12 protein-coding genes are annotated in these 14,597 nt (G+C 59.1%); 5 read left to right on the top strand and 7 right to left on the bottom strand.

What is annotated here, in order from left to right; translation table 11 throughout:
• The first annotated feature begins 200 nt into the window (after nt 1–200).
• Complete coding sequence (locus AC3I65_RS11715; RefSeq protein WP_160892645.1) at nt 201–1,940, top strand: phosphoethanolamine transferase CptA; 1,740 nt, start codon at nt 201–203, stop codon at nt 1,938–1,940.
• A 36-nt stretch (nt 1,941–1,976) separates the two neighbouring features.
• Here the strand turns inward: AC3I65_RS11715 and AC3I65_RS11710 are convergent, their stop codons facing one another.
• From AC3I65_RS11710 to AC3I65_RS11695, 4 genes are all read right to left on the bottom strand, one after another.
• The gene (locus tag AC3I65_RS11710; protein ID WP_047226549.1) at nt 1,977–2,471 is read right to left on the bottom strand and encodes a GNAT family N-acetyltransferase; all 495 of its coding nucleotides are present in this window, start codon (nt 2,469–2,471) and stop codon (nt 1,977–1,979) included.
• A 57-nt stretch (nt 2,472–2,528) separates the two neighbouring features.
• Nucleotides 2,529–3,650: a cell division protein ZapE gene (zapE, locus tag AC3I65_RS11705; RefSeq protein WP_488523746.1), complete on the bottom strand. Its 1,122-nt coding sequence runs from the start codon at nt 3,648–3,650 to the stop codon at nt 2,529–2,531.
• Between the two features lie 151 nt (nt 3,651–3,801).
• Nucleotides 3,802–4,143, bottom strand: coding sequence for a nuclear transport factor 2 family protein (locus AC3I65_RS11700; protein WP_047226551.1), 342 nt, complete (start codon nt 4,141–4,143; stop codon nt 3,802–3,804).
• A gap of 51 nt (nt 4,144–4,194) precedes the next feature.
• On the bottom strand, nt 4,195–4,911 hold the full coding sequence (locus AC3I65_RS11695; protein ID WP_488523745.1) for a helix-turn-helix transcriptional regulator: 717 nt from the start codon (nt 4,909–4,911) through the stop codon (nt 4,195–4,197).
• Between the two features lie 191 nt (nt 4,912–5,102).
• On the opposite strand from AC3I65_RS11695, the gene AC3I65_RS11690 reads away from it, so the two are divergent.
• Nucleotides 5,103–5,573 (top strand): LEA/WHy family protein, encoded by a 471-nt coding sequence (locus AC3I65_RS11690; RefSeq protein WP_488523744.1) that lies wholly within the window; start codon nt 5,103–5,105, stop codon nt 5,571–5,573.
• A 1-nt stretch (nt 5,574) separates the two neighbouring features.
• Here AC3I65_RS11690 and AC3I65_RS11685 read toward each other — a convergent pair whose 3' ends face one another.
• The gene (locus tag AC3I65_RS11685; protein WP_488523743.1) at nt 5,575–6,498 is read right to left on the bottom strand and encodes a carbon-nitrogen hydrolase family protein; all 924 of its coding nucleotides are present in this window, start codon (nt 6,496–6,498) and stop codon (nt 5,575–5,577) included.
• A 94-nt stretch (nt 6,499–6,592) separates the two neighbouring features.
• Here AC3I65_RS11685 and AC3I65_RS11680 point away from each other — a divergent pair, with 94 nt between their 5' ends.
• Complete coding sequence (locus tag AC3I65_RS11680; protein WP_172833799.1) at nt 6,593–7,492, top strand: LysR family transcriptional regulator; 900 nt, start codon at nt 6,593–6,595, stop codon at nt 7,490–7,492.
• 3 nt (nt 7,493–7,495) lie between these two features.
• Here the strand turns inward: AC3I65_RS11680 and AC3I65_RS11675 are convergent, their stop codons facing one another.
• Nucleotides 7,496–7,750, bottom strand: a complete 255-nt coding sequence (locus AC3I65_RS11675) for a hypothetical protein (protein ID WP_076384979.1) — start codon at nt 7,748–7,750, stop codon at nt 7,496–7,498.
• Between the two features lie 160 nt (nt 7,751–7,910).
• Here AC3I65_RS11675 and AC3I65_RS11670 point away from each other — a divergent pair, with 160 nt between their 5' ends.
• Nucleotides 7,911–8,228: an ElaB/YgaM/YqjD family protein gene (locus AC3I65_RS11670; RefSeq protein ID WP_047226556.1), complete on the top strand. Its 318-nt coding sequence runs from the start codon at nt 7,911–7,913 to the stop codon at nt 8,226–8,228.
• Nucleotides 8,229–8,332: 104 nt separating this feature from the next.
• On the opposite strand, the gene AC3I65_RS11665 is transcribed toward AC3I65_RS11670, so the two are convergent.
• The gene (locus tag AC3I65_RS11665) at nt 8,333–9,364 is read right to left on the bottom strand and encodes an Ldh family oxidoreductase (protein ID WP_047226557.1); all 1,032 of its coding nucleotides are present in this window, start codon (nt 9,362–9,364) and stop codon (nt 8,333–8,335) included.
• A gap of 289 nt (nt 9,365–9,653) precedes the next feature.
• On the opposite strand from AC3I65_RS11665, the gene AC3I65_RS11660 reads away from it, so the two are divergent.
• Nucleotides 9,654–14,429, top strand: a complete 4,776-nt coding sequence (locus tag AC3I65_RS11660; protein ID WP_488523742.1) for a dermonecrotic toxin domain-containing protein — start codon at nt 9,654–9,656, stop codon at nt 14,427–14,429.
• Nucleotides 14,430–14,597: the final 168 nt, after the last annotated feature.

Below are 14,597 nucleotides of genomic sequence, written 5' to 3'. Positions count from 1 at the left end.
CGCGACCACCGGAAATAAACCTCCTCGCCACAAATAACGCCTTCGCCACAGCCCCCCCGACATTCGTTTTGTAACCAAATATCTAACAAACTTTTCACACCCCCATCGCGATACTCCCGGCCTTTTAGGTAGTTCGGCGCATGTCTGTGGGCATCCATTGGGTGCCAGCGGCTTTGTCGACAGGAAGGCTGGAGCGCTTGATGAGTTTGTTCAAACGCAGCACAACGACTGCGAAAAGTTTCGACTGGGCCGGGTTTGGCTGGTTATTTCTGTTTTTCTGGTATTTCTCGGGCATTACCCAACTGCTCATACTGGTAACCGACACCTCTGGGTTCACCGGGTTTCGCCAGGCATTCGTGATGAGCGCGCTGTGGCTTGCGCCCACGCTGCTCTTTCCTGCCCGGACCCGTTTACTTGCTGCGCTGATCGGCGTGGTCCTGTGGGCTTGCTCCATGGCCAGCCTGGGCTACTTCTTCATCTATCAGCAGGAGTTTTCCCAGAGCGTCATCTTCATCATGTTCGAATCGAACGTGTCCGAAGCCGGCGAGTACATGACGCAGTATTTTGCCTGGTGGATGGTGGCGGCCTTCCTGGCCCATACCGCCGTCGGATATTGGCTCTGGACACGTCTGCGCCCGGTGTACCTGCCCCGCGGCCAAGCCATGGTCGCGGCGACTGCGATTGTGGTGGCAGTTGCCGGCTATCCGCTGGTCAAGCACACCCTGCGTGCAGGTACATTTGCCGGTGGCCTGGAGAAATTCGAAAGTCGCATCGAGCCGGCCGTGCCGTGGCAGATGCTGGTTGCTTACCGGCGCTATGGCGAACAACTGGAAAACATGCAGGGCATGCTTCACAGCGCCAGCAAGATCGCCCCCCTGGGCCACCTGAAGGACGCCATGGCCGACCAGCCCGCCACTCTGGTGCTGGTCATCGGCGAGTCCACCAACCGCCAGCGCATGAGCCTGTACGGTTACCCAAGGAAAACCACGCCGGAACTGGACAAGCTCAAGGACCAGCTCTCGGTTTTCGACAATGTCATCACCCCGCGCCCCTACACCATCGAAGCGCTGCAGCAGGTGCTGACGTTCGCCGATGAACAGAACCCAGACCTTTACCTGAGCACACCGTCCCTGGTGAGCATGATGAAGCAGGCCGGTTACAAGACCTTCTGGATCACTAACCAGCAGACCATGACCAAGCGCAACACCATGCTCACGACCTTCTCTCAACAAGCCGATGCGCAGGTATACCTGAACAACAACCGCAACCAGAACGCGGCGCAATACGACGGCGATGTGATCGCCCCGTTCAACCAGGCCCTGGCAGACAGCGCTGCGCGCAAACTGATCGTGGTGCACCTGCTCGGCACCCACATGAGCTATCAATACCGGTATCCGCCCAGCTTCAAGACGTTCACCGACCGCCAGGGCGTACCGGCGGGGGTGCGTGACGACCAGGTCCCGACCTACAACAGTTACGACAACGCGGTGCTGTACAACGACTTCGTAGTGTCCAGCCTGATCAAGGACTACGCCAAAACCGACCCCAACGGCTTTTTGCTGTACCTGTCGGACCATGGCGAAGACGTGTTCGATTCGCCGGGCCACAGCACGCTTGGCCGCAACGAAGGCAAGCCGACCGCGCCGATGTACACCGTTCCGTTCATCGCCTGGGCCTCGCCCAAGTGGCGTGAAACTCATGACTGGAACTTCAGCGCTGACCTGTCACGCCCCTACAGCAGCGCTCACTTGATCCACACCTGGGCAGACCTGGCCGGTTTGAGTTTTGATGAGCTGGACCGCAGTAAAAGCCTGGTGAGCGATGACTTCAAGGCCCGCCCGCTGTTGATCGGCAACCCTTATGAACACCAGCGCAAAGCCTTGATCGACTTCAGCCTGATGCAGCCCAAGGCGCCTGCGGTGCGGGTCGTGCAAAAATAACCGCACCGCCCTCGCCCGCTACCACAGGAGCGGCCTCTACAGGGGCTTTGTCCAGAACAGCATACGGCCATGGGCCGGGTCGAACATGCCAGGGGCAAAGCCAAACCTGGTATAGCTGGCCTGGGCGATGGCATTGCCTTCAAGCACTTCCAGGGTGATTTTGCAGCAACCACGCTGGCGGGCGATATCCTCGACCTTCTGCAGCATCTTCTGGCTCAACCCCAACCCGCGGAACGGCTTCATCACCACAACATCGTGGACATTGACCAGCGGTCTGCAGGCGAAGGTCGAAAAACCTTCGAAGCAATTGACCAGGCCCGCTGGTTCGCCGTTGACGAAAGCCAGTACGCTGAAGGCATGCGGGCGCTTGGCCAGTTCCTCGGGTAGATGCAGCAGCACTTCCGGCGGCAGCGACTGACCACCGCCCATTGGATCTTCGGCATAGCCGTTCAGCACATAACAGATTGCTTCGGCGTGGACTGCATTGGTGTAGCTGGCTTGCAATACAAGAATGTCCCTGGTTTCTTCCACGGCGTTCCATCTCACTTCGGTAGTACCGACGGCTCCGGTGCCGTCGGCGGGATACGGTCAGGCGGACTGACCAAAACGCTGCATTTGCATTTCCTGCAGGCGGCTGAGCGTACGACGAAACGGGAATTGCAGATAGCCCTCGGTGTACAACCGGTCCATCGGTACCTGTGCCGAAAGGTACAACGGCACCTTGCGGTCGTAGCATTCATCGACCAGGGCAATGAACCGTCGCACACCGTCATCATGAATGGACAACTGCGGCAACTCACGATCACCGGCCTCGACCCTTTCAACCCCGTCTTCGGTTCCACGGGCAATGCGCCCCTCGCGCTGCTCGGCGCTCAGATTGGGTACGTCGCTGATCAGAATGGCCTTGAAACGGTCGCACAGTGCCATGAAATCCATGGCTGAGAACGGCTGTTCGCACATATCCGCGTAACGACTCCAGAGCACCGTATCGCTGGCCCGCACGGGCTGAAGCAGACGATGGCCAACTTCAATCGGCAAACTGTTGGACGCCTGTCCTGCGGTCAACTGGGCAAAAATAGCCTCCAACGGATCGGGTTGTCCGCCATCGCGTAGCCAGTAGCGCTGCTGCAATGCTCCCGGATGCTGGCGATGATCTTGCCATCCGTTCACCGGCACGACCCGCATGTGCTGCTTGATCGCCGTGATGGTGGGCAGGAATCGCTCGCGGTTGTGGCCGTTGGCATAAAGCTCCTCGGGCGGCAGGTTGGAGGTGCTGACCACCACCATGCCCCGCTCGAACATGACCTGAAACAGACGGCTCAGAATGATGGCATCGCCAATGTCGGTGACGAACAACTCGTCGAAACACAACACCCTGACCTCTTGGCTCAGTTCTGCAGCCAATGCCTGCAAAGGGTCCGGCGTGCCCGTAAGCTGGAACGAGCGCTGATGCACCCAGGCCATGAAATGATGGAAATGCTGACGACGGGCCGGCACCCTCAGGCTTTCGTAGAAACGGTCCATCAGCCAGGTCTTGCCGCGGCCGACCGGCCCCCAGAGATAAACGCCCTGGATCGACTTGCGCCCCTCGTGCAGTGCTTGGTGGCACTCTTGCAGAGCCATGATGGCCAGTTCCTGGGCTTCATCCTGGACAAAGCCATGGTGTTCGATGGCATGCTGCCAGGCGCTCAAGGGGGAGTCGAAAGTCATACGGCCCGGATCCGGAAAACGAGGTCGGGGAGTATGCCATGCCGGCGGCTTTGAGTGAGTGACCTCACCTGTCTGTGAACCCAAACAAAACCCTGTGGCGAGGGCGATTTATCCCCTCCCCACAGGTGTTGACGATCCAACGTGCAAACATCTAGATCGAGATATCCAGCCGACTGATCTTCCCCTGCTCGTCGAGCCGGAAGGTGTAGCGCAACTCCAGCGGGCTGCCGGGGAAAGTTCCGGAGATCAGGTTATGCACCAGCACCTTGCCGGTGCGTTGCTGCACATTGAGCACCTCGACCCGAGGCTGTAAACGCCGGGCGGTGTCTTCCATCCATTGAGCGATGGCCTGGGTACCGGCGCGGTGCTGGCCTTCATCGAACACGTTGGCATCCTCGGCGAAAAAACGCGTCACCGCCGAACTGTCACGGGCATTGGCGGCCGCAATGTAGCCGGCGATGGCCGGGGCCAGGGAAGAGACGGGATTGGACATGGTAGGGCTCCTTGTTTTATCGATCTGACACCATGCTAGAACAGCCTTGTGTCAGTTTTTGTCAGGAGTGAAACGCCCCATTTCGTCCAGTTCCATCAGTTTGAACCAGGCGCGCAACAAGTCGCTGCGCCGGCCAGGATAGCGCTCGCCCTGCTCGGTGGCAGAAGCAATCCGGTCAGTGCGAAAGGTCCGATAGGCGCCGCGTAGTTCACACCAGGCAACCACTACCCGCGCCTCATTGAAAAAACCCAGGGCCAACGGCCAGATCAGGCGCTGGCTGGGTTTTTTGTTCACGTCGGCGTAGTCGATATGCAGCTTGGCTTGAGCGCGAATGGCCTGGCGGTACACATTCAGCTCCACCGTATTCTGTGGATAGCCATAGCCAGGAGGCCCGGGCAACACCGTGGGGTTGCGCAGGGCATCCCGGACGTCAGGCGCCAGCACTGCGGCCACCTTGGCCAAAGCGTCGGCAGCAGCCTTGCCCAGCACCTCGTCGCCACGCTGATCAACGTAGCGCAGCCCCAGCACAATGGCTTCGATTTCATCAGCCGTGAACATCAATGGCGGCAGGAACAGGCCGCTGCGCAACACATAGCCAATGCCCGCCTCGCCCTGGATCGGCGCCCCCAGGGCCGAGAGTTCGGCGATATCGCGGTAGAGCGTGCGCTCGGACACTTTCAACTCGGCCGCCAATGTCGCAGCGGTAACCGGGCAGCGCTTGCCTCGCAAGACTTGCAATAATGTGAGCAGTCGAGTGGTACGCGACACGATGGGCGATCCGGAAAAAAGATTGACGCAGATTAGCAGAGCCTGCTGTCAGAAACTGTCAGGAGCCATGAGCCCTGTCTGGATTGAACTGGACGGGAAACCGCGTGATGTGCGGTGGTTTGAGAGAAATGTGGGTTATCGTGCTCAACAGCTCGCCCGTTTGCCCTACCTATTATCGTGAGAGTTTATCCATGCGCAGAGCCCTCGGTGTGTCCCTTTTCCTGATGTTGCTCAGCCTGAGCGCCTGCGCCCTCTTCCCGCACCGCGATCCGCTGAACATCACCGTGGTGGGCATCGAACCGTTGCCCAGCCAGGAGCTGGAGATGCGCTTTGCCGTGAAACTGCGATTGCAGAACCCTAACGAAACCGCCATCGATTACAACGGTGTCGCGCTCGACCTCGAGGTTAATGGCCGAGCACTGGCATCGGGGGTCAGCGATCAGACCGGATCCATCCCACGGTTCTCCGAGGCGGTACTGAGCGTGCCAGTGAGCATCTCGGCTTTCTCCGTGCTGCGCCAGACGCTGGGCCTGAGCCAGACCCAAAGCCTGGACAACCTGCCTTACGTACTCAAAGGCAAACTGGCCGGTGGACTGTTCGGCACCCTGCGCTTCGTGGATCGCGGCACCCTGGACTTGCCGGGTACCGCGGCCACTTGGTAAATCAGCGAGTGAAACGCACGCCGGGTTTGGCCCGCTCGTCCACCACCAGTTCGAACACATCTGGCCTGGCGTAATGGCCGACCACGTCATAGTCGTAGCGCGCTGGTACCAGTTCATCGGTATCGATTTCGGCGGTCAACAACCCGCTTGTGCCTTTAAGCGGACCGGCCAGGACGTCCCCCATGGGGCCGACAATTACACTGCCGCCGGCAATCAGGGGACACTCGGCAGGCCAGTTCGCTACTTCAATGCCCAGCGCCTGAGGCGAGGCCTGAACCTGACAGGCGCTGACCACGAAACAACGACCTTCGTGGGCGATATGACGCATGGTCACCTGCCACATCTCCCGCTCATCCACCGTCGGCGAACACCAGACCTGCACCCCTTTGGCGTACATCGCGGTGCGCAACAGCGGCATCATGTTCTCCCAACACACCGCCGCGCCTACACGACCGACCTGGCTGTCGATCACCGGTAAAGTCGAGCCGTCGCCCTTACCCCAAATCAAACGCTCGGTGCCAGTGGGCATCAGCTTGCGATGCTTGGCCACCAGGCCGGCATCGGGCTCGAAATACAGGGCGGTGCAGTACAAGGTACTGCCGTCACGCTCAATGACCCCCACTACCAGACTTGCCCCCGTGCGCGCCGAAAACCCGGCCAAGACCTCGGTTTCACTGCCCGGCACGTCGATGGCGTTGGCAAAATAACGAGCAAAGGCCTCGCGCCCCTCGGGCAACCGGTACCCCAACTGTGTACCGAAGCTTTCTCCCTTCGGATACCCACCCAGCAGCGCTTCGGGCATCACCACCAAGCGTGCTCCGGCCTGGCGTACGGCATCTTCATAGGAAAGGATCTGCGCCAGGGTGTCAGCTTTGCCTCCGGGCAACGAGCCGATCTGCAGGGCAGCCACAATGGATTTGGGCATGGTTTTCAACTCCTCGATCATCTGGGGTTGCTGATTTTCAGGTGCCAGACGATCATGAATAAAGCCCCATACGCTGCTAAATGATATGAGTATTATGAATATCGCGGATGTCGACCTTAATCTGCTCAAGACCTTCGAAGCCCTGCACGATGAATCCAGCGCCAGCCGCGCCGCGCTGCGCCTGGGCGTGACCCAGTCGGCCATCAGCGCGGCGCTGCGCAGGCTTCGAAACCTGTATGACGATCAATTGTTTGTGCGCACTGGCCGCGGCCTGGCGCCGACCTTACGGGCCAATCAGCTCAAACCGGTGATCAGCGACGCACTGAATAAATGTCGCCAGAGCCTGGCGATGGTTGACCCCGATGCCAGTCATTACGAAGGTCGCTCGGTCATCGTCGGGTTGTCCGATGATTTCGAAATTGCCCATGGCCGGCGCTTGATCGAGGACGTGGCACGACGGGCGCCGGGGCTGCGATTGATTTTTCGCCAGACCCATAGCCAGATCGTCGGCCGGGCCCTGATGGAGCGCAGTTTCGATCTGGCGATCACGGCGGGAGGGTTTACCGAACGCTTGCTCAGCCGTCAGGTACTGGGCGAAGGCGACTACGCCTGTCTCGTCGACCCGGCCAGCCTGACGCAGGACCAGCAGACGCTGACCCTGGAGGCGTTCGTGGCCCGTGAGCATCTGCTCGTGTCTTCCGGTGGGTTCATCGGCATCACCGACGAAGGGTTGGCCGGCCTTGGCCTGAGCCGGCGGGTGTGTGCCTCGACCACCCACTTTGCCGCCCTGCCGTTCCTGCTCAAGGGCAGCCAGGCCGTGGCGACCATTCCGCTGCATGCCGCCGCGGCGATCGCCTCCCTCAGTGGCCTGGCGTTGCTGCCCTGCCCGCTGGACCTGCCCCGCTACCCGATCGAACTGGGCTGGCGAACCCATACGCAGATGGACCCGGCCGTGGTCAAGGTGCGTGAGGCTATCATCGCGACCTTTGCCTGAGGTTTATTTGTTGGCTGCCATCAGACGATTGACTTCACTGCGCACCATGTTGGCGTACTCGGGCGGCGACATGCCGTCCAGTTCGGCACGCACCCATTCGGACCACTTGCCCTTGCGCTTGGAACGCTCGCCGAACAACCGGGCCGCGTCACCCTTGGCCTTGCCCAGATTGTTTTGCCACAGTTCAAAAAGTCGGGACTTTTCGTCTTCCAGTGCCGCGCGCTCGGCCAGGGGCTTGTCAGCCAGATTGAAACTCATGGGAATTACCTGTTGCGTAAATATGCGCCATCTTACACCTTGAAGAGGCGCGTCTTAACCACGTTTTATGATCCACAGTGCTGCCGCTGCCAGACGCTGCAACTTTTGCTCAAGGGCAGCACTCCATTGTTCACTGCCATCATCAGCAAGGAGTACCTCAATGGCTCGCAAAAGCACGCTGCAAGGGAATGGAGAGCAAATCAAGGATCAAGCCTTCAGTGAACTGAAGGCTTTGATTGAGGAATCGGAAAAGCTGCTCAAAAGCAGCGCCTCACTGGTCGGCGAAGACGCTGAAAACCTGCGCGACCAGATCTCGCAGAAGCTGCAACAAGCCCTGGATTCGGTTGCCAGCGCACGGGAGCGGACCCGGCCGATGGTCGATGCCACCGAAGTCTATATCGGCGGACATCCATGGCAGACCGTGGCCATTTCCGCAGGCTTCGGCCTGGTGGTGGGGTTGTTGCTCGGACGCCGTTAAGCCCTTGGCAAAAACCTGTTTGAATGATCACTGATAGTGTGGCGAGGAGATTTATTTCCTCGCCACTGATGCGTGAACCGCCAGAGCCTCATCCGAAGCCGGCTTTACAAACCCGCCAACTCCCGCAACTGCGCCAATGTCTGCTCGTCCAGTGCGATCCCCCGCTCATTGGATTTGCTGCGCTCGTTGTGTCGACGATCACCCGGCAGCCGTCGCAACCCGACACCATGCATCTGTCTGACCAGCTCCTGGCTGCGCTCGGCGAAGTTCTGCCCGGCGGCCTTGCTCGGGTCGATCACGATCAACAACTGACCGGTCCAGGGTGTCTTGGCCCCAGGATGGTTGTGCCAATCGAACTCGAAGGAAAAGTTGCCACCGGTCAGGGCGGCCGCCAGCAGCTCGACCATCATCGACAACGCCGAGCCCTTGTGTCCGCCAAAAGGCAGGAGCGCCCCACCTTCGAGAATCGCCTTCGGATCGCAGGTCGGCTGACCGAGGCTGTCCACCCCCATTCCTGGCGGTAGTGACTCGCCCTTGCGTGCAGCAATCTGCACATCTCCGTGGGCAATCGCGCTGGTGGCTAGGTCGAAGACAATCGGCTCACCATCGGCCCGTGGCGCAGCGAAGGCAATAGGATTGGTACCAAAGAGTGGACGGTCAGCACCGTGAGGCACCACGCACGTCATGCTGTTGACCACGCTCAATGCCACGAGACCTTCATAGGCAAACGGCTCGACATCCGGCCACAGGGCAGCGAAGTGATGGGAGTTGCGGATCGCCAACACTGCAATCCCGGCGCTGCGGGCCTTGGCCACCAGCAACGGACGTGCGGCGGCCAGGGCCGGCTGGGCGAAGCCGTTACCAGCGTCCACCCGTACAAACCCTGATGCCACATCTTCGACCGTGGGTACTGCCTGACCATTGACCCAACCACTTTTCAGCGTCGAGACATAACCGGGAATGCGAAACACCCCATGACTGTGGGCGCCATCACGTTCGGCTCCGGCGCAGTTTTCGGCCAGGGCCCGGGCGACCTCGGCCGACGTGCCGTGTCGCAGGAATATTTTCTCCAGCAAGCTCACCAAAGCGGAAAAAGATAGGGTGCTTGAACCGGCATGATCGGATAGCGCAGACATCTGAAGCTCCAGAGTGATTGTTGGAGGTAGCAACAGCGTAAGGGGAACCAGCCGGCTGATTAAACACCGCTTCACTGTCGGAGCAAAGCTTGCTCGTGCCGGATTACGCTGATCACCGCGCTTGCGTGCGGTAACTATGTACCACCTTGGCTCATTGATCGTTGCCTAGTCTGGCCGCTCATCCACCAAACGTGCCGCCTCGCGGCGCCTTGAGCGAGAAGCAACGATGACCACTGCAACTACGCCGTTATTATTTCCCGAGGTATTGGCCGCCAATAACCTGGAGGACTTGAACGCCCCCCACGGATTGACCCAGGCCGACCTCGACTGGCTGCACCACGTGTCCCTGTCCAACCACACGCTGCGCGCCGCACAGACGCCCCCCATGTCTGCCGAAACGATTCGCTTGCAGGTCGACGCAAACGCGCCGATCCCGCTGGCCGGCTGCCTTGTGCTCAAAGCGCTGACAGACGCAGACGCAGCGCAGACCCAGCCTGCGTTCCTCTACACGCCCTACGGCGGAATCAGAAAATTCGACAGCCCCGAAGCTCTCGAAGAGAAGATGGAAGCAATGCTGGACAGTCCAGCCGAGCGTGACGATCTTTTTCGGCTGTTATCGATTTCCCAGCGCGCCGAACTCAACAGCACCTCCGCGATCAGGACTACCCGGCAACGTATCGACGGTGACGTCTTCAACACCCTGGTCGAGTCCATCGAGTTCGCTCAAAGCCTCAACGCCCGAACAATGGTGGATGAACTGATCAAGTTACCCTCCCTCAGTACGATGCTTGACGCGATCTTGAATGAGGTGCTGTCCAACTTTGATCATCGACAGGCCCGCGTAACCATGAGCACGTGGAGTAGCGTGGGGAGTCGGAAGGCAAGCCAGTTGACCAGAAGCATGACGCTCAGCGAGGCGGTCCTGGCCTACTTCCACAGCCAGGGTCGGCCCGCCGGGCAAGACGTTGACTTCATTCATCCAGGCATCACCGTATCACCGCAAAACAAGCGTCAATGGGAGAGCGTGTTGAAGGTGACCGCCAGCAACCTGATCCCCAGCCTTGCCCACTGTATCGACGCTTATTGGGACGCCACCGGCCCGTTCAATACCTCGCGCCGGCGCTTTCTTTCCCAAGTTCTCAGCGATGCGCTACAAGCCACGATTCTGATCAAGCGGGAGAAAAGACAACTCACCGAGGCCCACGCCCAGGAACTGCTGCGGCTGTACAGGCCATCTCGCCCGGACGAACCGCTGCTGTTTATCGAAACCCTGCGTCTTTGGGAATATGAGCCGCTCTACGTAGAGCTGGCGGGTTCTTTGATGATCAGCGCCAAGGGACACTATCTCTATACCCCCAGCCACGGCCTTGAGAAAGTCGACAACTACCTGGGTTTCAAGGATGCACTGCTCAATACCCCCACCGGCGCAGGGCGAAAGGAAGAACTTTACAGTCTGCTCAGCCTGGAGGAGCGCAACCGCTTCCTGCGCTTTGACGATCCCCAGGTGTCAGGTAAGGCGGTGACGTGGCCGGTATTCGAGTCTCTGGCTGATGCGATCATCGGCAAACAGTCGAAAAACCTTCATTTCGCAATGGAGATGTCCCGCCAGGGGGACGTGGACGTCCACGCGCTCGTTGACAAGGCCCTGGACATACGCAGCCTGATCGGCAAAAACCTGCTGACGCAAAAAACCGCTGGACACTGGGGCACGCAGCCGGTTTTTTACGGGGACCTGCGGCCGTCCAATTTCATGGCTGATCAACTGGAGAGGAAGATCAAGAGCTACGCCAGTGTCGAAGAGGCCTTGAATGCCGAACTGAGCCGATTGCCACTCTCCAGCGACACCTCGCTGCGTCACGCATTGAAAGGCCTTCTTCCTAAACTGACCAACGTCTTTTCCCTGGGAATACGTGCAGAAGCCGAACTCAGAGAACTCAACGCAACCCTGTCTCCCGCCGCGCGCGACCTTATCGCCGCGGTCTTTTCTTTTGATGCCGAATATCCGGACCGCACTCAACGCATCGGGGTAAAGGGCTTCCGGCCCGATGTCTATTCGCTGAGGCTGGCATGTACCGAGGACGGCAAAACCGTCTCCTTGCCGCTGGCCAATTGTTTCCTGCTGACCGAACGCGGGGGGCTGGATACGCCTCATTCCGGCCTGGCAATTCTCTGGACACCGGCCGATGGTTTACAAGTGTTTGCCTCAGTCGAACTTGCCACCCAGCAATTGAATCGCCACCTGCTCGACTCACGAAAGCGCTCTGGTCTGCTCGCCAACCTCTGGCCCGCCCAACGCAAGCCCCATGGACGCTATCAGCTTGATGGGTTTGAGCTGATCGAAGACAACGTGCTGCTCAATCGGATGAAGTCGTTCAACGCACTGTTCGAGGCCCAATACAGGTATCTGAGCACGCTAAAGAGCGGGGACTGGCAACTGACAGGGCCTGAACGGGTAAAAAGCCTGGGCACATTGCTTGAAAAGGCCGCGCCTACCAATCTGACACACGCCACACGTATCGCCCAGGCGATCCGCTTGCAACAGAAACTCCCCGCCTGGCTTGGCGCCGCACCACTTGAAGAACAGCGCCTACAGATTGACCTGCTTGAGCAATACAGAAGCAGTGTCGACGATGACGAGGATTATCTGGACGGTATCGAGCCCCTGCACACCTATGTGAGCAAAAAGCTCAAAGCGCTCCTGGATGCGCGTTTCGCCGTAAAAGACCTGGATCCTGCCACCCTGTTGATCACCCCGAACCATGCGTTGGCGGGGCCCGCCAGCAGCTTGACCGAGTTCGCCCTCAATCATGCCGACTTCACTCAAAAGACAGGCTTCAGGGTGTCCTCGACCTCCGGGCGCGCGTTGCCCGACAGCCTGAACGAGACGGCTGCCAGACAAATGCTGCTGTCGTTGGACATCCCCACCGCCTATAAAAAGATCGTACTGGACGAACTCTCCACTACCTCGACCGATGGCCAGAAAAGAAAGCAGCGATTTCGCCGGCAGTTGCCCTGGCAACTGTTGCAACATGCCCACGCACTACATCTACAACAGCACCTATCGCCCACAGGGTTTGACTTGATTCGCCAGGTACTGGACATGCCGGATGCCATCGCACGCCAGGCAGTGGACGGCGCCAGCGCGTTGATTCGTCCACTGGAGCTGATCAAAACCCGGGGAGCTGCGGCGATCAAGGCACTGGGGCTCTACCTGATCGGATCAAGCACCGATGATACTGCCCCCCATGTGCTGTATTCCCCCTACCATGCGGGCCACAACTTCACCGAGTTCAAGGACCAGGCCAGCCTCATTGCAGCCTTCAACACGCCGGGCGCGTTGCAGGACCTGCTGATTCGTCGACTTCCCGAAAGCCAGCAAGCCACGTTCAAGAACCTGTTCGCCGCCACGGTCGGTTCTCTATCGGAAATCACCCTGGCTTCCAATCCGATCAAGACCAACCTGTTCGATGTATTGTTCAACGACAATACAACCCTGTTATCGGACATGCTGAGCGCACAAACAGAAAAAAACCGCCAGTTTGACTGGGAAACGGCCCTGCATTTGTTCAGCGCCGGCGTCAAACTGGTGGGGCGGCAGTTGCAAGGCAAACTGACGTTTATCGAAACGCTTTGGGAAAGTTACCAAGACTTCAAGGCCTCTTCTGAATACCTGCAGCAGCATGACTGGAAAGCAGGCTTGCACGACTTCATCGCCGGCGCGGCAGAGATGGTCTCACTTGGCTTCCTGAATCGCGACGACACCTTCGGCCTGCTCGACCCGATAAGTCCCGGCACGCAGAACGCCTCCATGGCGACCCCGCCCCGCTGGAAAGACATCGCCTCCACCGCCCCGACGCGCACCAACCTGCGGGCCTTCGAAGCCACGGAGGTGAGCCTGCACAACCTGCAGAAGAACCGGATCGACGGAACCTACAGGGCCCCAGGGTCCGACAAGCTTTACGCACCTGTTGCCGGCATGGTTTTTCAGGTGGCCAAAGCCAATCAGGTCTGGCGCGTGGTCCATGAACAGGGAGAGGGCCCAATACTGAGGCAGTCGCCTGATAACCAGCAATGGACCGTAGACCCACAACGGCAGACCATTCGCTACGGCAAAGTGATGTCAACGCTGGCCAATTCCTACAGCGACTACAAGGCTTCAACGTCGCTCAACATTGAGGCTCGGGGCATGGCGCAAATACGCCGCAAATACCCGGCTTACGCAAACATGATCGAGCAGGCCCTGGAGGTGGCCAGGTATTACTCATTCAACGCCCTGCATAATCTGGATCAGATCAAACATCAGGTCCCGCCGGGCTCTCGGCTGGATACCTTCCTGAAGACGTTTTTTGGGGTGAGGACAGTCGACGCCAGCCTGATCAAGAAAATACACACCGCCGTCTCGCCGCTGTGCCGAGCATTGGCCGACCCGTCCTGGGAAACCCGCAACGCCAAGCGCCTTGTAATCGGCCGTTTGAAATACATGGACGATAAAGCCACTGCATTCGTGCTCGAACCGGAAACGGCAGGAAGAATCTATCTGACCCAGTATTTCTTCGAGGTCGGATTGGATTGGTACAAGGACGCGGTCCCGGATTCCTTCAATGTCGATGCCCACGCCCAGGCCGCGGTGCTTATCCACGAAGTTTCTCATCAGCTTTTCGACACGCTCGATATTGTCTATCTGGACGCGGCACTGCCGTTTCTGGACCTGATTTCCAATGCCACTCAGTTCGGACATTCAAAATACAATTATCAAAAGGACCAGCAACGCAACGGGCTGTCGTTGACCACGCCACGATCCAAACTGTTCATGGGCTGGGACAGTGCAGCCGGCGGGCTCAAGAGCCTGGAGCTTTTCCCCGAGCATCGGGATATGGCCCGGGAAATCCTGAAGATGACCGGCGCCAGGAGCATGAGCGAGGCGCGCAGTATCTTTCTGGATCCAGGTTCACCGACAGCACGCATCGACGTGATCTTGCGAAACGCCGACTCCATGACGCTACTCATCTGTGAGCTGGGTCGACAGCTGGACTCCCCACCCTTGAGTCCCGCTGCCACGTTTTAAACGGCCTCTGCGAACGCTGCGCGCGGACGGGTCTTGATCTTTTTTTCACGAGATGTATGCCACGCTATAACCACGACATACCGGTGTTCGAGCCTTTGACCGGAAAAAACAGGCTCATTTTGATGTGCAAACGCCATGATGGCGGTTCTCGACAGGTCATGCCGAAGG

This window comes from Pseudomonas sp. N-1-13, from assembly GCF_057787095.1.
The sequence above is the reverse complement of the archived record's forward strand: the minus strand, read 5'-3'. Positions and strand labels throughout refer to the sequence as shown.